Annotated in this window: 15 protein-coding genes; 10 read left to right on the top strand and 5 right to left on the bottom strand. The window is 70.8% G+C overall.

Features of this window, described 5'->3' with window-relative positions; translation table 11 throughout:
* Positions 1-120: 120 nt before the first annotated feature.
* From ACT3UF_RS01400 to ACT3UF_RS01385, 4 genes are all read left to right on the top strand, one after another.
* On the top strand, positions 121-1116 hold the full coding sequence (locus ACT3UF_RS01400) for a DNA-directed RNA polymerase subunit alpha (RefSeq protein WP_441444699.1): 996 nt from the start codon (positions 121-123) through the stop codon (positions 1114-1116).
* 27 nt (positions 1117-1143) lie between these two features.
* On the top strand, positions 1144-1650 hold the full coding sequence (gene rplQ, locus ACT3UF_RS01395) for a 50S ribosomal protein L17 (RefSeq protein WP_444592089.1): 507 nt from the start codon (positions 1144-1146) through the stop codon (positions 1648-1650).
* Positions 1651-2111: 461 nt separating this feature from the next.
* Entirely contained in the window at positions 2112-4046 is a 1935-nt protein-coding gene (locus ACT3UF_RS01390; protein ID WP_444598992.1) for an S-layer homology domain-containing protein, read from the top strand.
* Positions 4047-4087: 41 nt separating this feature from the next.
* A complete protein-coding gene (locus ACT3UF_RS01385) occupies positions 4088-6421 on the top strand; it encodes a polysaccharide pyruvyl transferase family protein (RefSeq protein ID WP_444607973.1) in 2334 nt (777 codons plus the stop codon).
* A 152-nt stretch (positions 6422-6573) separates the two neighbouring features.
* Here the strand turns inward: ACT3UF_RS01385 and purL are convergent, their stop codons facing one another.
* The 3 genes from purL to ACT3UF_RS01370 form a co-directional block, all read right to left on the bottom strand.
* Complete coding sequence (gene purL, locus ACT3UF_RS01380; RefSeq protein WP_444607972.1) at positions 6574-8922, bottom strand: phosphoribosylformylglycinamidine synthase subunit PurL; 2349 nt, start codon at positions 8920-8922, stop codon at positions 6574-6576.
* Between the two features lie 120 nt (positions 8923-9042).
* On the bottom strand, positions 9043-11241 hold the full coding sequence (locus tag ACT3UF_RS01375; protein ID WP_444607971.1) for an acyl-CoA dehydrogenase family protein: 2199 nt from the start codon (positions 11239-11241) through the stop codon (positions 9043-9045).
* Positions 11238-11894 (bottom strand): TetR/AcrR family transcriptional regulator, encoded by a 657-nt coding sequence (locus ACT3UF_RS01370; RefSeq protein ID WP_442332272.1) that lies wholly within the window; start codon positions 11892-11894, stop codon positions 11238-11240. The genes ACT3UF_RS01375 and ACT3UF_RS01370 overlap by 4 nt, the downstream gene beginning before the upstream one ends.
* 237 nt (positions 11895-12131) lie before the next feature.
* Here ACT3UF_RS01370 and ACT3UF_RS01365 point away from each other — a divergent pair, with 237 nt between their 5' ends.
* The 3 genes from ACT3UF_RS01365 to ACT3UF_RS01355 are packed head-to-tail and all read left to right on the top strand — an operon-like array spanning position 12132 to position 15894.
* Positions 12132-13454, top strand: coding sequence for an acetyl-CoA C-acetyltransferase (locus ACT3UF_RS01365; protein WP_442332273.1), 1323 nt, complete (start codon positions 12132-12134; stop codon positions 13452-13454).
* Between the two features lie 56 nt (positions 13455-13510).
* The gene (locus ACT3UF_RS01360) at positions 13511-14851 is read left to right on the top strand and encodes a 3-oxoacyl-ACP reductase (protein WP_442332274.1); all 1341 of its coding nucleotides are present in this window, start codon (positions 13511-13513) and stop codon (positions 14849-14851) included.
* Positions 14848-15894, top strand: coding sequence for a MaoC family dehydratase (locus ACT3UF_RS01355; protein WP_444592085.1), 1047 nt, complete (start codon positions 14848-14850; stop codon positions 15892-15894). Before ACT3UF_RS01360 ends, ACT3UF_RS01355 begins: the two co-directional genes overlap by 4 nt.
* A gap of 179 nt (positions 15895-16073) precedes the next feature.
* Here the strand turns inward: ACT3UF_RS01355 and ACT3UF_RS01350 are convergent, their stop codons facing one another.
* Positions 16074-17066 carry a nucleoside hydrolase gene (locus tag ACT3UF_RS01350; protein ID WP_442332276.1) on the bottom strand — a complete coding sequence of 331 codons (993 nt, stop codon included), beginning with the start codon at positions 17064-17066 and terminating at the stop codon, positions 16074-16076.
* Positions 17067-17255: 189 nt separating this feature from the next.
* Here ACT3UF_RS01350 and ACT3UF_RS01345 point away from each other — a divergent pair, with 189 nt between their 5' ends.
* Both ACT3UF_RS01345 and ACT3UF_RS01340 read left to right on the top strand, forming a co-directional pair.
* Positions 17256-17651, top strand: coding sequence for an MmcQ/YjbR family DNA-binding protein (locus tag ACT3UF_RS01345; protein ID WP_442332277.1), 396 nt, complete (start codon positions 17256-17258; stop codon positions 17649-17651).
* Positions 17652-17685: 34 nt separating this feature from the next.
* Positions 17686-18495 (top strand): MerR family transcriptional regulator, encoded by an 810-nt coding sequence (locus ACT3UF_RS01340; protein ID WP_442332278.1) that lies wholly within the window; start codon positions 17686-17688, stop codon positions 18493-18495.
* A gap of 102 nt (positions 18496-18597) precedes the next feature.
* Here ACT3UF_RS01340 and ACT3UF_RS01335 read toward each other — a convergent pair whose 3' ends face one another.
* Complete coding sequence (locus tag ACT3UF_RS01335) at positions 18598-19710, bottom strand: serine hydrolase domain-containing protein (RefSeq protein WP_442332279.1); 1113 nt, start codon at positions 19708-19710, stop codon at positions 18598-18600.
* A 99-nt stretch (positions 19711-19809) separates the two neighbouring features.
* Between ACT3UF_RS01335 and ACT3UF_RS01330 the strand changes: the two genes are divergently transcribed.
* Entirely contained in the window at positions 19810-20940 is a 1131-nt protein-coding gene (locus ACT3UF_RS01330; RefSeq protein WP_442332280.1) for a pirin family protein, read from the top strand.
* Position 20941 lies beyond the last annotated feature (1 nt).

Here is a 20941-nt window from a genome sequence, read left to right as displayed (position 1 = left end):
GTGCCGTTCCGTGCCGGGCGGGGCTCCTGCCGCGCCCGGCACCCTGGACACCACTCACCTTCTAGGCCCATCGCCCCCTTCTGAGCGTCATATGGCGGACGCTCGCTGAAAGGATCCACAGTGCTCATTGCACAGCGCCCCACGCTGACCGAAGAGGTCGTGTCGGACAACCGCTCACGGTTCGTCATCGAGCCGCTCGAGCCGGGCTTCGGCTACACCCTCGGCAACTCCCTGCGCCGCACCCTGCTGTCCTCGATCCCCGGAGCTGCGGTCACCTCGATCCGCATCGACGGTGTGCTCCACGAGTTCAGCACGGTCCCCGGCGTCAAGGAGGACATCACCGAGGTCATCCTCAACGTCAAGAACCTGGTCGTCTCCTCCGAGAACGACGAGCCGGTCGTGATGTACCTGCGTCGCGAGGAAGCCGGCCGCGTCACCGCTGCCGACATCACCCCGCCCGCCGGCGTGGAGATCCACAACCCCGACCTCCACATCGCGACCCTGAACGAGAAGGGCCGCCTGGAGATCGAACTGATCGTCGAGCGCGGTCGCGGCTACGTCTCCGCCGCGCAGAACAAGGGCGTCGACGGCGAGATCGGCCGGGTTCCGGTCGACTCGATCTACTCGCCCGTGCTGAAGGTGACCTACAAGGTCGAGGCGACTCGTGTCGAGCAGCGCACCGACTTCGACAAGCTGATCGTCGACGTCGAGACCAAGCCCGCCATCTCGCCCCGCGATGCGGTGGCCTCGGCCGGCAAGACCCTGGTCGAGCTGTTCGGGCTGGCTCATGAGCTGAACCAGGAGGCGGAGGGCATCGAGATCGGCCCGTCGCCCACGGATCAGGCTCTGGCCGCCGATCTGGCGCTTCCGATCAACGACCTGAACCTCACGGTCCGGTCGTACAACTGCCTGATGCGCGAGGGTGTCCACACCGTCGGCGAGCTGACCGCCCGTTCCGAGGCCGATCTGCTCGACATCCGCAACTTCGGCCAGAAGTCCATCGACGAGGTCAAGGCGAAGCTCGCCGACCTCGGTCTGTCGCTGAAGGATTCCCCGGCCGGATTCGATCCGTCTGCCCTGGACTCCTACTCCGACGGCTTCGGCGACCAGTACTGACCTTTATCTTTCACTAGGAGAACGACCATGCCTACCCCCACCAAGGGTGCGCGCCTCGGCGGATCCCCCGCGCACGAGCGGATGATCCTCGCCAGCCTCGCGACCGAGCTGTTCCGCCACAAGGCGATCACCACCACCGAGACCAAGGCCAAGCGCCTGCGCCCCCACGCGGAGCGTCTCATCACCCAGGCGAAGAAGGGCGATCTCGCCTCTCGTCGTCGGGTCATGGAGACCATCCGTGACAAGGGCGTCGTCTACTCGCTGTTCGAGGAGATCGCACCGACCTTCGCCGAGCGTCCCGGCGGCTACACCCGCATCACCAAGGTGGCACCGCGTCGTGGCGACAACGCCCCGATGGCCGTCATCGAGCTGGTCACCGAGGAGTTCTCGGCCAAGCAGTCCGTGGTGAAGGAGGCTGAGGGCGCCGCCAAGAACGACGCCAAGGCTGCTGACACCGCTGCGGCCGCCGACACCGCTGCTGCCGAGGACGTCGCTCCGGTCGAGCCCGCCGAGGGCGCCGACGACGAGAAGTGAGCACTCTGCTCTGAGGAGCAGCGCCACGCCGAGGGCGGGCCGACGGGAGAGATCCCGACGGTCCGCCCTCGTTCTCATCGGAATTTCAGGAATCAGCGCACCTTCCCGGTGAGGATCGGCGAATACGGACGATAGGTCTTTACCGGACATTCCGCATTCCACTAGCGGTTTTGAGACCAGCATCTCCGGTGTTTGTCCGATCGTGACCCGGGCGAAAGTTCCCCCGTGGGCTTCGTGCACTACGGTGATCCACGGATGTCCGTTCCCCGGGCAACCTCGTCTCGCTCCTCGAGCTCGTGGTGTGCCTCGGCCCCGGTCTTCGTGCCTCACCACCTCTCGTTCGGAGCTGTTCATCAATGTCCACGCGGAACATTCCCCCCGCCCCCGACACGTCTCGACCCTCACCCCTCTCGCGCCGTGGCCTCCTCGTCGCCGCCGCCTCGGTTCCGGCCGGGGCCGCTGTGCTCTCTGCCGCCCCCGCGCTCGCCGATCCCGCAGTGACCGACGGCGAGACCCGTATCGTCGACGTCCCCCTCGCGGACGTCCCGCTGCTCGATGACAGCGGCGCGCAGGTTCGCGACCTCGCCGATCAGCCGGCCACCATGGTCGGCGTGACCTGGCCGAACGACGCCGACGCTCCCGAGGTCCAGGCGCGTGGTCTGGGCGAGGACGGCGAGTGGACGCCGTGGCTCCCGCTGGAGACCGCAGAGAACCCCGAGACGGGCGAGGACGCCGCCGGCACCGAGGTCGCATGGATCGGTGTGGTCTCCGCGCTGCAGATCCGGGCCGAGCTCGACGGCGCCGACGTCACAGAGTCCCTCATCGCGCACGTCGTCACCACCTCGCCAGCCCCGGCCGACAGCCAGGTCGGGCAGTACACGGGCCCTTCCGCGCGCGTCTCCCAGGCCGATCAGGTGACCACGATGGCCGCTGCCGCCTCGACGAACCCTGCCACGCCCGTCCTCGGGCCGGGGGCTCCCTCCTACGTCTCCCGCGCCGCATGGGGCGCCGATGAGTCCAAGGTGCGGGGCACCAGCGGCGCCGATGAGCTCAAGGCAGTGGTCCTTCACCACACCGCGGGGACCAACAACTATTCCTCCTCGCAGTCCGCGCAGATCGTGCGCGGCATCCTGAACTATCACACCGGGACCATGGGCTGGGCCGACATCGGCTACAACATCCTGGTCTCGAAGTACGGCCAGATCTTCGAGGGACGCGGCGGGGGCCTGCACCGCAACATCACCGGCGCCCACGCCTATGGCTTCAACACCGGTTCCTTCGGCATCTCCGTGATGGGCGACTACTCCTCGACAGCGCCGCCGCGCGCCGCCCGCGTCGCCGTCGCGCAGCTGGTGGGCTGGAAGCTGCTGAACACCTTCCAGACCAGCGTCTGGGCGAAGTCCTCCTGGACCCCGGGGACCGGAACCCGCTTCACCGCCGGCAAGACGATCTCGCTCGCGAAGATGATGGGCCACCGCGACGTCAACTACACCGAGTGCCCGGGGCTGAGCCTGTACCGCCAGTTCGACACCATCCGCGGGGAGGCCCAGGCCTTCATCGACGGGGGCTGGAAAGAGCACCTCTGGGCCTTCCAGGGTGCGGGCGGCACCTCGAAGCTCGGCACCGTGGTCAAGAGCGCCCACCGCACCGGGAAGTACACCGCGACGGTCCTCACCAAGGGCCTGGTCCTCCAGGAGGGTGGAGCAGCCGCAGGGTATGTGACGCCGTTCGCTTCGCAGTGGCGCGGTACCTGGGGCCGGCCGACGGGCTCCGCCTCCACCCGTTTCGGGCAGACGGTGCAGACCTTCCAGCAGGGCGCGGTGGTGAAGACCGGCAAGTCCGTCCAGTTCCACGACTCCCGCTTCATCGATGTCCCCCCGAACCTGATGTACCGGGCGGAGATCGAGAAGCTCGCCGCCAAGGGGATCACCACGGGCTGGGACGACGACAGCTATCGCCCGCTGGCACCGATCCAGCGCGATGCGATGGTCGCCTTCGTCTACCGAGCACTGGGGAAGCCCGCCTTCACCCCGCCGACGAGGTCCCCGTTCAAGGACATGCCGCCCAGCCGGATGTTCTACAAGGAGATCACCTGGGCGCATGCCAAGGGGATCACCACCGGCTGGCCGGACGGCACCTTCCGTCCCACAGCATCCGTGGAGCGTGGAGCGGTCGCGGCTTTCCTGTACCGTGCCTCCGGGGAACGGTCCACCAAGACCGCGAACCCGTTCTCCGATGTCCCGTCGAACCATCAGTTCGGCAAGGAGATCACGTGGCTCGCCTCGACGGGCATCACGACCGGCTGGCCGGACGGCACCTTCCGTCCCGTCGCGCCGATCGCCCGTGATGCGATGGCCGCGTTCATGATCCGCTGGATGGATGTGCGCGGACTCTGACCCCTGAGGGAGCAGACCTGCTCCGGAAGAAGGAGATGCCGGTGAAGGTCGCTCTGCTGTGCGACGTCGATCAGACCGTCTACCACGTCGGTGATGAAGCCATCGCGACGATGAGCGCACGGCGCCTCACCGCGCGCGGCCATCAGGTGGTGCGGCTCTCGCGGCACGAGAAGTACGGGCCCGGAGGTGCTGCGCCGGCATCGAGCATCCCGGCGCTCACCTTCCCCTGGCCGATCGAGGACAGGGCGAGGTATCTCGCGGAGATCCGCCGGGCCCTCGCCGGTGACCCGGGCGCCCTGCCCGCTGCGGACAAGCTGTTCACCATCATCGATCAACTGAAGGACGTGGACTCCGTCGTGATCGGCGGGGGCGGCAGCCTCACCTCCCGCTACGGCTGGCTGCTCGACGAGCGCCTCGCCACCGCTCTGGTCGCACGGTCCCTGGGCAAGCCGGTGGTGCTCACCGGGCAGAGCCTCGGCCCGGAGCTCACCCCGGCCGACCGGGAGAGCATGCGCGAGCTGCTGGAGCTGTGCACGCTGGTGGGCCTGCGGGACACGCACAGCGTGCGGATCGCGCGCGAGCTGTGCCCGGCCCACCCCGCGCTGGTGCAGACGCTCGATGACGCCGTCGGGCTCGGCCTGTCCGCAGCGGCCGGCGCACATGACCTCGACCCTGAGCTGCTGAGCGTGACCTTGGGAGGGGATGGGGACCCCCTGCCGCGGGACGCCTACATCGCACTGGCGTGCGCGGTGATCGAGGAGTTCGCAGGGCGCACCGGTGCCCGGGTGGAGCTGGTCCCGCACATGGCTGACCCCGATGACGGTGGCGGTGATCTGCTGCTGCACCATGAAGTGGCCGCCCAGCTGAGCATGCCTGCGACGGTGCTGCCGATCGAGCAGGACACCGCGGCCGCCGCACGGACCACCGGCGCAGCCTGGGTGATCAGCACCCGCTTCCACCCCGTCGTCTTCGGGACCGCCGCCGGCTCCTCGGTGCTCGCGCTGCCGCTGAACCGCTACGGGCATTCCCGGATGGACGGCGCGCTGCGCAACATCGGGCTCGCCGGCGCGGCGGTGCCCGCCGCAGCGCTGTGGGATCCGGTCGCTCAGGGGCCGTCGGACCTGGTGGGTCCCGTGGTCGAGGCGCTCGTGGCCGGCCGGGAGGCCGAGCACGCCACGTTCGAGGCCGCCCGGCCGCAGCTGCTGGCTGCGGCGGAGTCCTGGTGGGACCGCGTCGCCGCAGCGCTGGCCGGTGAGGAACACTCCGCTTCCGAACACACCGATCCGGTGGGTGCCGGTCTCACGCCGGAGCAGCGTTGGCGCGAGCCGCTGCGCTCTGCCCTGGCACCCTTCACCCGGGCCGTGGACCGTGCAGGGGAGCCGTCGGCGGCGATCATCATGCGCACCCGCGACCGGCCGCAGATGCTCGACCGCGCCGTCCAGGACGTCCTCGCCCAGACCCGCCAGGACTGGGAGCTGGTGATCGTCGACGACGCCGGGGACCGGGCGGCCGTCGACGCTGTCGCCGCCCGGCATGCGAGCGAGGCCGACGGGCGCCTCCGCGTGATCCACCGCGAGGCCTCCACCGGTATGGAGGCGGCGAGCAATCACGGGCTGCGCGAGACCTCAGCGCCCGCCGTGGTGATTCACGATGACGACGACACCTGGCATGCGACCTTCCTCCAGGAGACCCTCGGCCATCTCGAGGCGCACCCCGAGCAGGAGGCGGTGGTGGTGCGCACGCTGATCGTCCACGAGCATGAGACCCCCACCGGCTTCGTCGAGGACGAGATGTTCCTGTCCTGGCCCGAGCTCGAGGGCGTGCGGCTGGTGGATTACATCGCCGTGAACCGCAACGTGCCGATCTCGATGCTGCATCGTCGGCGGGTCCACGACATCGTGGGCCCCTATGACGAGTCCCTCCCAGTGGTCGGCGACTACGCCTTCCACCTGCAGCTGCTGCAGAGCGCGGAGGTGGGGTTCCTGGACCGTCCGCTCGCGCAGTGGCGGCAGCGGCCCGCTGCGGTGGGAGCCAGCAGCAATTCGATGTACGCCCTGTCCGGAGGCCACCGCCACTACGATGCCGAGCTGCGCGAGCGGTATTTCCGGCCGTGGGTCGCGGAGCACGGGATCGGGCTGCCGATGTTCCTGTCGAAGAACACCGAGACGGTCGTCGAACGCAGCGAGGAGAGGCTTCTCGAGGAGCTGAAGGCGCTGCGCGAGGAGGTCGCGCAGCTGCACGAGCGGCTGGACGGCATCGCGCCGGGAAGCGCCGGGCAGGGCGCAGCAGGCCGTGCCGCGGGCTTCGTGCGACGCGCGGGGCGCCGGGCTCTCGGCGGCGTCGCGCGTCGGGAACGCCCCTCGCGCGGTGACTGAGCCTGCCTCGGTCCGAGCCAGCCCGGGGAATCTCAGCGACTGAGCCTGCCTCTGTCGGAGCTGGCCCGGGGAATCGACGGACCTGACACCACAGGAGGGTCTCTCCGAGCACGCAGTCGCGCGCGGAGAGACCCTCCTGTGGTCCTGCGGTGTCAGCCGAAGTAGCGCGGCAGGGTGCCGTCTCGCAGCTCCCGCAGCTCGCCCACGGTGAAGGTGCCCACACCCTCGACCGCCAGGGCGCTGCCGCCGGTGGTGCCCAGACGCAGCACCGGCACCCCGTGCTCGGCGGCCAGCGCCGTCAGCCGCTCCTCCTGCTCGGCGGGGACCGCGACCAGAGCACGACCCTGCGACTCGGAGAACAGAGCGCTGGCGAGATCCACGCCGTCGCGCTCCGTCAGGCCCACGAGATCCACCTGGGCACCGGTGCCGAAGCGGGTCACCGATTCCACCAGGGCCTGGGCCAGACCGCCCTCGGAGAGGTCATGCGCCGCGGTGGCGAGCCCCTCCTCGGCGGAGGTGATCAGCACTCGGGCCAGCGAGCGCTCGGCCTCGAGGTCGACCTGCGGCGGCATGCCGCCCAGGTGCTGGTGGATGACATCCGCCCAGGCCGAGCCCGAGAGCTCCTCACGCGTGGTGCCCAGCAGCAAGACCGACAGGCCCTCTGCCTGCCAGCCGGAGGGGACGCGGCGCGCGACGTCCTCGAACACGCCGAGCACGCCGACCACCGGGGTGGGGTGGATCGCGGAATCGATGAGGCCCGGCTCGCCGGTGGAGTTGTACAGGGAGACGTTGCCGCCGGTGACCGGCACCTCGAGCGTCTCGCACGCCTCGGCGAGCCCGCCGATCGCCTCGACCAGCTGCCACATCGGGCCCGGGTCCTCGGGGGAGCCGAAGTTCAGGCAGTCCGTGATCGCGAGCGGCACCGCGCCGGAGGTCGCCACGTTGCGGTAGGCCTCGGACAGCGCGAGCTGGGCCCCGGTACGGGGATCGAGCTTGGTGTATCGGCCGTTGGCGTCGGTCGCGAGCGCGATGCCGCGGCCCGTGGCCTCGTCGATCCGGAGCACGCCGGCGTCGTCGGGCATCGAGAGCGCGGTGTTCCCACCCACGTAGCGGTCGAACTGGTCGGTGACCCAGTTCTTGGAGGCGAGGTTCGGGGAGGCGATCAGGGTGCGCACGGTCGCCGCGAGCTCCTCGGCGGTGCCGGGGCGGGGGAGGACCTCCGCGGTGTCGGCCTGCAGGGCGTCCTGCCAGTCGGGCCGGGCGTAGGGGCGATCGTAGACGGGGCTGTCGATCGCGACCGTCGCCGGGTCCACGTCGACGATGCGATGTCCGTGGTGGTCGATGGTGAGCCGGCCGTCACCGGTGACCTCGCCGATCACCGCGGCTTCGACATCCCACTTCGCGGCGATCGCCTGGAACTCCTCGAGCTTCTCGGGGCTCACCACGGCCATCATGCGTTCCTGGGACTCGCTCATCAGGATCTCGCCGGCGTTCAGGGTGGGGTCGCGCAGCAGCACCTCCTCGAGGTGGATGTGCATGCCCGAGGCGCCGTTGGCGGCCAGCTCGCTGGTGGCGCAGGAGATGCCCGCGGCGCCAAGATCCTGGATGCCCTCGACGGTGCCGGCGGCGAACAGCTCGAGGCAGCACTCGATGAGCACCTTCTCCATGAAGGGGTCGCCCACCTGGACGCTGGGGCGCTTGAGGGGGCCGTCCTCCTCGAAGGTCTCCGAGGCGAGGATGGAGGCGCCGCCGATGCCGTCCCCTCCGGTGCGGGCACCGAAGAGCACCACCTTGTTGCCGGGGCCGGTCGCGGAGGCGAGGTGGATGTCCTCGTGGCGCATCACGCCGAGTGCGAGCGCGTTGACCAGGGGGTTGGTCTGGTAGGCGGCATCGAACACGGTCTCGCCGCCGATGTTCGGCAGGCCGAGGGAGTTGCCGTAGCCGCCCACTCCGGAGACGACGCCGTGGACCACGCGGGCGGTGTCGGGGTGGTCGATCGCGCCGAAGCGCAGCTGATCCATGACCGCGACCGGGCGGGCACCCATCGAGATGATGTCGCGCACGATTCCGCCGACGCCGGTGGCCGCGCCCTGGTAGGGCTCGACGTAGGAGGGGTGGTTGTGGGACTCGACCTTGAAGGTCACCGCCCAGCCGTCACCGATGTCGACCACGCCGGCGTTCTCGCCCATGCCCACCAGCAGCTTCTCGCGCATCTTCTCGGTGGTGTGCTTGCCGAAGGTGCTCAGGTGCCTCTTGGAGGACTTGTACGAGCAGTGCTCGGACCACATCACCGAGTACATGGCGAGCTCGGCGTTGGTGGGGCGGCGGCCGAGAATCTCGCGGATGCTCGCGTACTCGTCCTCCTTGAGCCCGAGATCCGCGAACGGCTGGGCCTGGTCAGGGGTGGAGGCGGCATGCTCGACCGTGTCGACGTCCGCGGGCGTGCCGTGCGGGGTGGAGGGGGCGAGGTCGGCGGTCATCGCGGTTTCGGGTCCGTTCATCACGAGGGCTGGGGTGCGGGCGGGCCGTGAGGGCCCGGACCCGGCGACCACAGTCTACGATCGCGGCGCACGACAGGGCGGACCGGGGCAGGTGCTGAGACCCGGACCGCCCTGCAGCGGTCAGCGGGCGCCGCTGCCGCGCGGGCCGGCCCCCTGCTTCGCCCTCTTCGCCTTCTTCGCCCGGTCCCGCAGGACCTTCTCGCTGACCGGCGCGGACTTGCTGGCGCGCTGCGCACGGAAGTACACAGCGGCCTCGTCCTGCCGCTCCTGCTCCCCGCCCAGAGCGATCGGTGCTCGCACGTGACCGGGGCGCACGTCGAAGGCGGCGACCAGATCGAGCACATGCGGGCGCAGCCGCCACAGCAGCCGGCGCAGATCATGGTCGATCTGGCGGCCGCGCTGGGTGGAGATCATCCCGCTGAGCAGGAACCAGGCGAGGTCGTCGTTGATCGCGGTGAGCCCGAACAGGTCCCGGACATCGGTGAGCACCGCCCGGGAGCCCTCATCCGTGAGCGCCTCGATCCCCCTGGTGAAGGCGCGCCAGCGGACCAGGTCCGCGTGGGCGCGTGCGGCGTCCAGCATCTCCACCTGGTGCTTGTTGACCTCGGAGGCGGCGTCGGCCGGGCTCATCTTCGCCGCTCCGCGAAGGGCGAGAGCGACCTCCTCGACCTTGATCCGGGCACGATCGGCGAGCAGCTCCTCCTGGAACTCCGACTGGCGCATGGAATCGAAGGCGCGCCGCGCGTTGCCGCGATCGGCGACGCTCTGCCCGAGGCGCGCCCAGGGAGTGTGGCGCTTGGCGAGCACCTCGGCGCGCTGCGCGATGAAGCGACCGATCCCGGCACGGTCCACGCTGCTCAGCTCGGAGGTGTAGTCGGACAGCAGACGCTTGGCGACCAGCTGCAGCAGGACGGTGTTGTCACCCTCGAAGGTGGCGTACACGTCCAGGTCCTGGTGCAGCCCCACCAGCTGGTTCTCCGCCATGAAGCCGGCACCGCCGCAGGCCTCGCGGCACTCCTGGACGGTGTCCAGCGCGAGCCGGGTCGAGGTGGGCTTGAGGGCCGCGGCGAGGGTCTCGAGGTCCTCACGGGACTCGGGGTCGTCGGCCCGGCCGGAGAACACGTCATCGAAGGCCTGCAGCAGCTGCTCGTGCGCGAAGGCGCCGGCATAGGTCTCGGCGAGCTTCGGCAGCAGGCGGTGCAGGTGCGCCTGGTAGTCCATCAGCACCGTCTCCTGCGTGGGATCCGCGGCGCTGAACTGGCGGCGCTCGGTCGCGTAGGTGATCGCGATGTGCAGGGCGAGCTGGCTGGCCCGGATCGCGGAGCCGTCCAGGGAGACCCTGCCCTGGACCAGGGTCCCCAGCATCGTGAAGAACCGGCGGCCGGGAGACTCGATCGGGGAGGTGTAGGTGCCGTCGGGTGCGACGTCGCCGTATCGGTTCAGCAGGTTGGTGCGGGGGATGCGCACCTGGTCGAAGGCCAGACGGCCGTTGTCGATGCCGTTCAGCCCACCCTTCTCCCCGTCGTCCTCGCTCGAGACGCCCGGCAGCAGCTCGCCTTTCGCGTCCCGCACCGGGACGTAGAAGCAGTGCACGCCGTGGTCCACGCCGTTCGTGATCAGGCGTGCGAACACCGTCGCCGCCTTCGCGTGGATCGCGGCGTTGCCCAGGAAGTCCTTCCAGGCAGCGCGGAACGGGGTATGGATCACCCATTCCCCATCGGTTCCGCCGGCGGGGTCGAAGGTGGCGGTGGTCGCGAGGGACTGGACATCGGAGCCGTGACCGATCTCGGTCATCGCGAAGGCGCCGGGGGTGGTCAGATCCATGGCGTCGGGCACCCAGGCGTGCTGCTGCTCCTCACTGCCCAGCTGGATGATCGCGGAGGTGTAGAGGCCCCACTGCACGCCGGCCTTGATCTGCAGCGAGGGGTCGGCGACGACCAGCTCCTCGAAGGAGGCGACGTTGCCTCCGTTGTCGTGGGGGCCGCCCAGGTGCTCGGGCAGCATCCGTCGGGAGATGTCCTCCGCGGCGAGCAGCTGGAGCTGCTCGAAGACGCGCTCGCGGTGCTCGGCGACGGTCACATCCACCGGTCGATGCAGCTCCGGGCGAGCGGCACGCTCGCGGGCCTCGAGGCGGGCGTCGGCCCACTTGCCGAGCAGGGCCTCGGAGACCTGCGCGATGTCCAGGCGGGGGCTGCCCCCGGGCGGGATCGAGATGGGTCCGGTGGGATTGGCCGTCGTGGTCGCGTCGGAGGTGTCGGCGATCGGGGTGGCTGTGGTGGTGTCGTAGGTGACGGGTGCGGTGCGGGAATCGGTGGTCATGCGTGCAGTCCCTTCATGAGCCAGGTGACCAGGTGGGTCACGAGCTGATCGGAGGTGAGTGGGGTGGAGGGTCGGGCAGCGCTGCCCGTGTCCTGCGAGCCGTCGGCGGCGACGGCGGTGTCGTGATCAGTCATCCAGACGTCGACGGCGCGTTCGACGAAGCCGACGGAGCCGTGGGCCCAGACCTGCGGCGCCGGGATCTCGGCGGGCAGGAAGGTCGCGACCAGCCGCGAGACCGAGGACAGGAAGTGGTTCAGCCCGTCGCTGGGCCGGGTGACGAAGCGGTACACGCCGGGGGAGCGCTGGGCCGTTTCGACATAGGCGCGGATCATCGCGTGGATCCGCTCGTCGGCCTCCGGTTCGCGGCCGACGCGAGCCTCGAGGGCTCGCATCTCCTCCAGCAGCTTGCCGTGCATCGTGGACAGGATGCTGCGCCCCAGCGCGCGCTGGAGCTGGGCCTTGTCCTCGAAGTAGCGGTAGACGATGGACTTGGAGGTGCCGGAGGCTGCGGCGATGTCCTCCATCGTCACATCGGGACCCTGCTCATGGATCAGGTGCCGGGCCACGTCGAGCAGCTCGGCGCGTCTCTCCTCCCGGTGGCGGGCCCAGCGTGCCGATCGGCCGTCCACGGGGGCTTGCGTCGTCGCGTTCACGAGACCTAGGGTATCAAGTACTGCCGGTTCTATGTAAAGTGCTCCGGAGAAGAACCTTCGGAAGGCTCCGGCGGGCGCGAGAGTGCACCGGCGGCCCGGGCTCCCGCGGCCCGCGCTCTCCACGAACCGCTGCAGTGATCACAGAACCGCAGTGATCACAAAGACCGCAGTGACCACGAAGACCGCAGTGACCACAACCATCGCCGTGACCACAGTGACTACGAAGAGGTGCACCCAGTGACCCAGCACGACTCCCCGCGCGACGCCCTGATCCTCGGCGGCAACAGGATCCCCTTCGCCCGTTCCGGTGGCCCCTATGCCGGCATCTCCAACCAGGACCTGCTCACCGCGACGCTCGAGGGACTCGTGGCCCGCTTCGGGCTGCAGGGCGAGAAGCTCGGCGAGATCGCCGGCGGCGCGGTGCTCAAGCTCGCCGGTGACCTCAACCTCACCCGCGAGAGTGCGCTGGGCACGCCCCTGGACCCGCGCACCCCGGCGATCGACATGTCCAAGGCCTGCGCCACCAGCCTCGAGACCGTGATCCACGTGTCCAACCGGATCCAGCTGGGCCAGATCGACTCGGGCATCGCCTGCGGCGTCGACTCCGCCTCGGACTCCCCGATCGAGGTCACCCCGCGCCTGCGCCGCATCCTCCACCGTGCCTTCGCCGCGAAGACCACCGGTCAGCGCCTCAAGGCGTTCAGCGCGGTCCGCCCGGCCGATCTCGCGCCGGTCCCGCCCCGCAACGGTGAGCCCCGGACCGGCCTGTCGATGGGGGAGCACCAGGCGCTGACCACCGCGCAGTGGGGGGTGACGCGCCAGGAGCAGGACGAGCTCGCGCTCGCCTCCCACCAGAACCTCGCCGCCGCGTTCGATGCCGGCTTCTTCGATGACCTGGTCACCGGCTATCGCGGACTCTCGCGCGACCAGAACCTGCGCGCCGACTCCACGCTCGAGAAGCTCGGCTCCCTCAAGCCCGTCTTCGGTGTGAAGTCCCCGCAGGTCGCCGAGCCGAGCATGACCGCCGGCAACTCGACCCCGCTCTCCGACGGCGCCTCCTCGGTGCTGATGGGCAGCGCCGAGTGGGCCGCCGAGCGCGGCCTCACGCCGCTCGCGCGGGTGGTCGACGCCCGCAGCGCCGCCGTCGATTACGTGCACGGCGCCGAGGGCCTGCTGATGGCCCCCGCCTACGCCGTGCCCGAGCTGCTCGACGCGAACGGTCTCTCCCTCCAGGAGCTGGACTTCTACGAGATCCACGAGGCCTTCGCCTCGACCGTGCTGAGCACCCTGAAGGCCTGGGAGTCCGAGGAGTTCTGCCGCGAACGGCTGGGCCGAGGCGCGGCGCTGGGAAGCATCGACCGCGCCAAGCTCAACGTCGCGGGCTCCTCGCTCGCGGCAGGCCATCCCTTCGCGGCCACCGGCGGGCGCCTCGTCGCGACCCTCGCCAAGCTCCTGCACGAGCGGGCCAAGGAGACCGGTCGCGTCCAGCGCGGACTGATCTCGGTGTGCGCTGCCGCCGGTCAGGGCACCGTGGTGCTGCTCGAGTCCGTCACCGACTGAGCCCGATACGACCCGCTCCACCGCCCCGCGCCCGCAGCTCTGAACCGGAGGTTCCCATGACCGACGCCTACACCCGTATCACCCGTTCCGCCCCCGGTGGTGCCCTCGCCAAGCAGCTGGGCTTGCCACGCCCCTCGAAGCTTCCGCGCCGCGCGGACCGGCCGGAGCCCGTGCTCGGCCCGGTCGTGGTGCTGGGCGACTCCGCCGGTGCCGACGAGATCGCACGGCAGCTCCTGCAGTGGGGCGCCGACGTGCGCCGCCGCTTCGAGGAGCTGGCGAAGATCGGCTCCGTGATCGTGGTGGCCGACGAGATCACCACGCCCGCTGACCTCGGCCCGCTGGTGCTCCCGCTGGGCAGCGCCCTGCGCAGCCTCGCCCCCGGTGCCCGTGTGGTCACCCTGTCCCGTCCTGCCCGCGGCGAGGATCCGGCTCGCGACGCCGCCCGCGGAGGGGTCGAGGGGTTCCTGCGCTCCCTCGCCCACGAGATGCGCGGCGGGGCGACCGCCAACGGCGTCCTCGTCGAGGACGGCGTGGAGCTGGACGCCCCCGGCGTGATCGGGGCGCTGCGCTTCTTCCTCTCCGCTCGCAGCGCCTTCGTCACCGGTCAGCTGCTCACCGTCTCCACCGACGCCGGCAGCCGCACCGAGAACGACACGCTGCCGCTGGCCGGGCGCACCGCCCTGGTCACCGGCGCCGCCCGCGGCATCGGCGCGGCGATCGCCCGCACCCTCGCGGCCGACGGTGCGAAGCTCGTGGTGCTCGACGTCCCGGGCGCGGGCACCGAGCTGGCACGGCTCGCCAATGAGCTGCGGGCGGTGCCGATCCAGCTCGACGTCACCTCCCAGGGCGCAGGGGAGCGGCTGGTCGGCTTCCTCCGTGAGCGGGGGCTGAGTCTCGATGTGATCGTCCTCAACGCCGGGATCACCCGCGACAAGCTGCTGGCCAACATGACCGCCGACCGCTGGGACCCCGTGCTGGCGGTCAACATCACCAGCCAGATCACCCTCACCGAGGCGCTGATCGACGCGGGTGACGTGCTCGGCGAGCAGCCCCGGGTGGTGTCCCTGGCCTCCACCAGCGGCATCGCCGGCAACCGCGGCCAGACCAACTACGCCGCTTCGAAGGCCGGCGTGATCGCCTTCGTCGACGCGCTCGCCGGGAGGCTCGAGCCGCTGGGCGGCACCGCCAACGCGGTCGCCCCCGGCTTCATCGAGACCGAGATGACCGCCAAGATGCCGGCCCTCACCCGCGAGGTCGCTCGCCGGGTCAACTCGCTCCAGCAGGGCGGGCTGCCCGTCGACGTCGCCGAGACGATCGCCTTCCTCTCCTCCGCCGAGGCGGGCGGGATCCGCGGCGAGACGCTGCGGGTGTGCGGCCAGAACATGGTCGGGAAGTGAGCGCCGTGCAGGGCCCCTCGCACCCCGGCTCCTCGCAGCAGGATCCCTCTCAGCAGGGCGGTTCCGAGTCGATGCCCGAGCGGATGAAGGACCTCACCGACATCCCCTCCTTCCCCGCCGTCTATGCCGCCGCGCTCGACCCTCGCGGTGGCCGCACCCGTGGTGGCCGCACCCGTGGTGAACCGGTGCTCCCGAGCACCGCCTACCGGGTGCGCTCCGTGCGGATCGATGCCGAGCGGGCCCGCGACTTCGACCACCTGATGGGTGGGCCCGCCACGGACCTGGTCCACCCGGGCGTGCTGCACGTGCTCGCCTTCCCGGTCTCCCTCGCCCTGATGGCACGGCGGGACTTCCCCTTCCCCCTGCTGGGCCTGGTCCACCTGCGCAACCAGGTCCTCCAGCACCGCCCGGTGCGGGTGGGGGAGCTGGTGGATGTCGAATGCCGGGTGCGGGACCTGCGCCCGCACCGCAAGGGGCGCACCTTCGAGGCGGTCTCCACGATCCTCGGCGAGGACGGGGAGATCATCGCCACCGATGTGTCGACCTACCTGACCAAGGGCGGCGCGGCGTCCCCTGCGCTGACGGCGTCTGCCGAGCAGTCGCCGTCCACCGTCCAGGCGGCGCGCGACACGTCCTCGACCGACGGCGGTCGCGCCGCGCGTCGTGCCTTCGAGGCGCCGACGCCGACCGGCCGCTGGTCCTTGTCGGCCGATGCCGGTCGGCGCTATGCGGCGGTCTCGGGCGACGTGAATCCGATCCATATGTCGGCCCTCAGTGCGAAGGCCTTCGGATTCCCGAGAGCGATCGCGCACGGGATGTACACCGCCTCCCGCGCCTTCACCGAGGCGCGCGTGGACCTCTCCCGTCCCCTGCGCTGGGACGTCAGCTTCGACGCCCCTGTCACCCTGCCCGGCACAGTGCTCGTCGCCTTCGAGGACGACCGCGACGCGGGAACCACCCGCTGCGTGGGCTGGCGCGCCGGGCGCGGGGACAAGGGCCCCCGGCGCTGCTTCGAGGTCCAGGTGACCACGCTGGGCCGGTGAGCCCCTGAGCTGCTGAGTCGCGAGAGAGGACCCGGAGCCACCTGACGGCACCGAGATCCCACCCCACAGCATCGAGAACGACCTTTGGCACACCTTCCTCGCGAGATGTTGTTCCGAAGGTCGTTCTCGACGTGGGTGAGTCGCCCCCGGCGAGGATGGGGTGAGATGCCCCGTCGTGGTCAGCCGCCGACGGGATGGTCTGGTCGGACGGTCCGGTCCAGTCCGGTCTGCAGCGTCTCCAGCAGGTGGTCGATGAACTCCGCGGGCCGCACCTCGGTGAGCACGTCGACGTTCGGCTCCCGGCCCCAGCGACCCAGCACATCGCCCACCGTCTGACCGCGGGTCAGGGTGCCTGTGAGCTCCACGTCCACGGCGAGCGCGCGGGTGGAGGCGAAGCCGCCGGTGACCGCATGCGCGGTGACCAGCGGGTCGTGCACATGCGCGGACCAGCCGAGTCCGTCGGCCTCGTGGAACTCGAAGTAGAAGCGCAGCGCGTCGACCAGGATCTGCGCCACTGGATGGCCGGTGCGCTCGGCGAGCTCGCCGAAGCGATCCAGCTCGCGCTGCGTGAAGCGGACGCTTTCCGTCGCCTCGAGCGACCCCAGCACCGGACGGTGCGGCGCGGCGGAGAACGCGGCGAGGACGCGCTGGGCGGCCTCCGGATCCACGGCGATGTTCCACTCGCTCGTGGGTCCGGTGTTGCCGCGATGATTGATCGCCCCGCCCATGATGTGCAGGCGCTTGAGGAGCCGTGGCAGCTCCGGCTCGATCTCCAGTGCGAGGGCGAGGTTGGTGTGCGGTCCGAGCACCAGGCCGACCAGCTCCCCGGGATATGCGCGCGCGACATCGACCCACAGCTGCGCGCCGCTGCGCGGATCCTCCCTACGAGTCGTGGGAGGGAGGACTGCATGACCGAGCCCGCCGGGGCCATGGGTGTCGTCGGCGTACATCGGCTCCTGCACCAGCGGCCGCTCCGCACCCCGCGCGATGGGGGCGGTGGTCCCGAGCAGCTCGGCGAGGGCCAGGTTGTTGCGATGGACCGCGTGGACGTCGACGTTGCCGCCGGTGGAGACCAGGCCCACCGCCTCGACGTCGGGACGGCTCGCGAGGTAGGCCAGGGCGATCGCATCGTCGATGCCGGGGTCGCAGTCGACCAGCAGGGGAACGCTCATTGCTCCAGCCTACGGCGGTGACGCGGCACTGCGCGCGCGGCGCAACGAGGGAAGACGGGAGGTCGGATCGACGGAGCGATGCGGACCGTTGGAGGGTCGGACCGCCGGACGAGCGGGCCGCCGCACGCGCCGACCATCGAGGGCGTCGCCCCCTGGCCTCGGGTGGGGGACCTGCGGGAAGATGTCGGCATGGCGCATCTGCAGATGTTCGACGACGACGACCCGCTGCTCGAGATGGTGCGGGAGATCGCCTTGGCCCTGCCCGGGGCGCGCGAGAAGATCAGCCACGGTCGTCCTGCCTTCCATACCGTGAAGGTCCACTGCTACTACGGCGGTGCGCTCAAGGTCGACGGGCAGTGGGTGCAGCATCCCCAGAGCATCGTGGTGCATCTGCCACCGGGGGAGACCGCAGCACTGAGGGAGGATCCACGGGCCTTCGTCCCCGCCTATCTCGGCCCCTCCGGGTGGTCGGGGATCGACCTCGATGAGCGCACCGACCGCGTCGAGCTCGCCGAGCTGATCGAGGAGTCCTATCGCACCGTGGCAGGAGCGCGCCTCGTCGCACAGCTCGATGCCCGCACTTGACCCTCACGCGACGTCAGGCCCGAAGGTGGTTCCCATGACCGAGACACAGCAGGAGGACCTCACCGTCGGCCGCGTGGCCGGCCTCGTCGGGGTCAGCGTGCGCACCCTGCACCATTGGGACAGCATCGGCCTGGTGCGCCCCCGCGGACGCAGCTGGTCGGGGTATCGCCTGTACGACCCCGCTGATGTGGCCCGGATCCACCGGGTGCTCGTCTACCGCGAGCTCGGTCTGGCGCTCGCGCAGATCGGAGAGATCCTCGATGACCCCTCCGTCGATCCGCGCGAGCACCTCCAGCGCCAACGGGCCCTCCTCGCGGAGCGGATCCAGCGGCTCGAGCAGACGGCGCGCGCCGTCGACGAGATGATCGAGAGGACCGACATGGACGACAGCACCACCACCCTCAGCCCCGAGGAGCAGGCCCGCATCTTCGGCACCGACTGGGACCCCGCCTACCAGGACGAGGCCCGCGAGCGCTGGGGCGAGTCCGACGCCTGGGCGCAGTCCGCCGCCCGCACCCGCGGCTGGGACGCCGCGCAGTGGCAGGAGATCAAGGACGAGACCGACGCGACCGAAGCCGCGCTCGCCGACGCTATGCGACGGGGTGTGGCAGCGGGCAGCGAGGAAGCGAATGCGCTGGCCGAACGCCACCGCGACTCGATCGACCGGCACTACGACTGCTCCCGCTCCATGCAGGTCGTGCTGGCCCGGATGTACACCGAGGACCCGCGCTTCGCCGCGCACTACGACGAGCGGGCCGCCGGGCTCGCGGCGTGGGTGCGACACGTGATCGAGGAGAACGCCCGTTCCCGGGGCGTGGACCCGGAGACCGCCACCTGGGAGTGACGCACCGACCGTGTCGAGCCTGTCGAGGGAGGCGCCGAGAGTTCGGCGCCTCCCTCGGCGCCTCCCTCGGCGCCTCACTCGACGACGAACATCAGGGTGCGGTCAGCGCGTCTCCACCGCCCCATAGGCCCCCAGCAGGGGCTCGATCCACGGCCCCATCTCCACCTGGGTGAGGAGCAGGCCCAGCCTCCCGTCGGGATCGACGAAGAAGTCCGTTCCCGCCCCGCCGGACCAGCCCCAGCGCCCTCGATGGGGGTCGCCCGTGGTCACACCCACCCCGAACCCCCATCCGGTGCGGTCCCAGAAGCCGGGGAAGAAGGAGTCGGAGTGCTTCGCGGCAGGAGGCACCTGGTCGCTGCGCAGCATCGCGAGGAGCTCAGGGGAGAGCAGCTCGCCATCACGGAGCGCACGCAGGAACCGCAGATAGTCCGGTGCTGTCGAGAGCAGCTCGCCGTGGCTCACATCTTCGGATGGAGGGCCGACGTGGGGGCCGCCCCCGAGCTCCTCGAGCTCGACCAGCTCGCCGCTGGACCAGGAGCACAGCGCGGGCAGCCTCTCGCGCTTCGACACGGGTACGGAGTAACCGGTGTCGACCATCCCCAGCGGCTCGAACAGGGAGCTGGCGAGGTGCTCACCGGCGCTGGTGCCGGCGAGGCGGGCCAGCAGGATCCCGAGCAGCGAGAAGGAGTGGTGGTAGCGCCAGATCTCGCCAGGCTGCCCGACCAGCGGCAGCTCTGCCAGTGCTGCGAGCCATGCGTCGGCTCCGAGGGGCGAGGGCAGCAGCCCGGCCTCCGTCCCGTTCTCCGCCATCGCGTGCTGCAGCGGGGAGTCGGCGAGGATCATGCCGTACCCGGAGGTGTTCGTCAGCAGGTGGCGCACGGTGATCGGACGTGCGGCGGGCACCGTGCCGCTGAGCGGGCCGTCGGGGGTGGTGAGCACCTGCGGGGCGGCCAGCTCGGGCAGCCAGGGGGCCACCGGCCCGTCGAGCGTGAGAGAGCCCTGGTCCACCAGGCGCAGCGCCGCCACCGCCGTGACCAGCTTCGTCATCGACTGGATGCGCATGATCGCATCGGTCGGCATCGCCGGACCACCCACCGCCATGGTGCCGATCGCGACCGGATCGGGGTCGTGGCCCACCGCGACCACGGCGCCGGGCACGATGCCGTCCTCCACGGCGCGGAGCACGAGCGGGGGCGGCACGGTCTGCGATGACATGCGCTCAGGCTAGGAGGGCGGCTGTGGCGGGGCAAGGGTGGAGGTCCCGGTCCCGGCCCCGCCCGCCCCGGAACCGCGACGCTTCTCTAGACTCACTCCATGAGCGCCTTCGAGGATTTCGTGCTGCTGGAACCGCGCGAGGTGCCGCTCGGCGGCCCCCGCGGGATGACCGTGCACCGTACCCTGCCCGCCCGGGCGACGTCGCTCATCGGGGCCTGGTGCTTCGTGGACCACTTCGGGCCCGACGACGTCTCCGCCGGTGGGGGCATGCAGGTCGCCCGCCACCCGCACACCGGCCTCGCGACCGTGTCCTGGCTGTTCGACGGCGCGATCACCCACCGCGACTCGATCGGCAGCCACGCCCTCGTGCGCCCCGGGGACGTGGACATGATGGTCGCCGGCTCCGGCATCACCCACTCGGAGTTCTCCGCCCTGGACACGACGATCCTGCACGGCGTCCAGCTCTGGTACGCGCTCCCGGACCGCACCCGCTTCGGCGCGCAGCGCTTCGAGGTCTCCACCCCACCTGTGATCGGGAACGACGATGCCCGCGCCCGAGTGGGCCTGGGGAGCTTCCGCGGCGAGCTCGAGGACGGCACCGTGCTCGAGGACCGCAGCGCGACCGAGACCGACACTCCGCTGAGCATGGTCCAGCTCGATCTGCGCGCCGGCAGCACCCTGCGCATCGCGCTGGACCCCGGCCACGAGTACGGCCTGCTCGTGGACCGCGGCGCCGCGCAGCTCACCGCCGTCGGACCCACCACGGACGCCGAAGCTGGCAGCGCCGCACGACCCGCCGTCGACGGGGCACCCACCGCCGAGGTGCCGCACACCGTGGACCGGAGCGCCCGCGCCGCCGAACGCGAGCTGCTGGTGCTGCCCGACGGTGCCACCGTGCTCGAGATCCGGGCCGAGGAGGGGGAGGACCTTCGCGCGATGCTGCTCGGCGGCGAACCGCTCGGCGAGGACATCCTCATGTGGTGGAACTTCGTGGGCCGCAGCCATGAGGAGATCGTGGAGTTCAGGGCCCGCTATCAGGCGGAGATCGGTGCGGAGGGTACGCTCGCCGAGGCCCCGATCCACCCGGAGGCCCGCTCGTGGGGCGGCCTGTCGGCCGATGCCGAGCAGTTCGGCCCCTTCGCCCCGCACACCCCCGCGGCATTGCCCGCTCCCGCACTCCCCAACGGCCGGCTGCGCTCGCGCGGCCGCGTCGGCATTCCGAAGGACTGAA

Origin of the sequence: Brachybacterium sp. AOP24-D1-21 (genome assembly GCF_052378665.1) — a bacterium.
GTDB lineage: Bacteria > Actinomycetota > Actinomycetes > Actinomycetales > Dermabacteraceae > Brachybacterium.
Note: the sequence above shows the minus strand (reverse complement) of the source record. Positions and strands in the feature narration are given on the sequence as shown.

Bases quoted from the DNA above. Each gene is read 5' to 3' on its own strand.
- rplQ (WP_444592089.1), top strand. From the start codon at position 1,144: ATGCCTACCCCCACCAAGGGTGCGCGCCTCGGCGGATCCCCCGCGCAC.
- purL (WP_444607972.1), bottom strand. From the start codon at position 8,922: ATGAACGGACCCGAAACCGCGATGACCGCCGACCTCGCCCCCTCCACC.
- ACT3UF_RS01375 (WP_444607971.1), bottom strand. From the start codon at position 11,241: ATGACCACCGATTCCCGCACCGCACCCGTCACCTACGACACCACCACA.
- ACT3UF_RS01360 (WP_442332274.1), top strand. From the start codon at position 13,511: ATGACCGACGCCTACACCCGTATCACCCGTTCCGCCCCCGGTGGTGCC.
- ACT3UF_RS01350 (WP_442332276.1), bottom strand. From the start codon at position 17,066: ATGAGCGTTCCCCTGCTGGTCGACTGCGACCCCGGCATCGACGATGCG.
- ACT3UF_RS01345 (WP_442332277.1), top strand. From the start codon at position 17,256: ATGGCGCATCTGCAGATGTTCGACGACGACGACCCGCTGCTCGAGATG.
- ACT3UF_RS01340 (WP_442332278.1), top strand. From the start codon at position 17,686: ATGACCGAGACACAGCAGGAGGACCTCACCGTCGGCCGCGTGGCCGGC.
- ACT3UF_RS01335 (WP_442332279.1), bottom strand. From the start codon at position 19,710: ATGTCATCGCAGACCGTGCCGCCCCCGCTCGTGCTCCGCGCCGTGGAG.
- ACT3UF_RS01330 (WP_442332280.1), top strand. From the start codon at position 19,810: ATGAGCGCCTTCGAGGATTTCGTGCTGCTGGAACCGCGCGAGGTGCCG.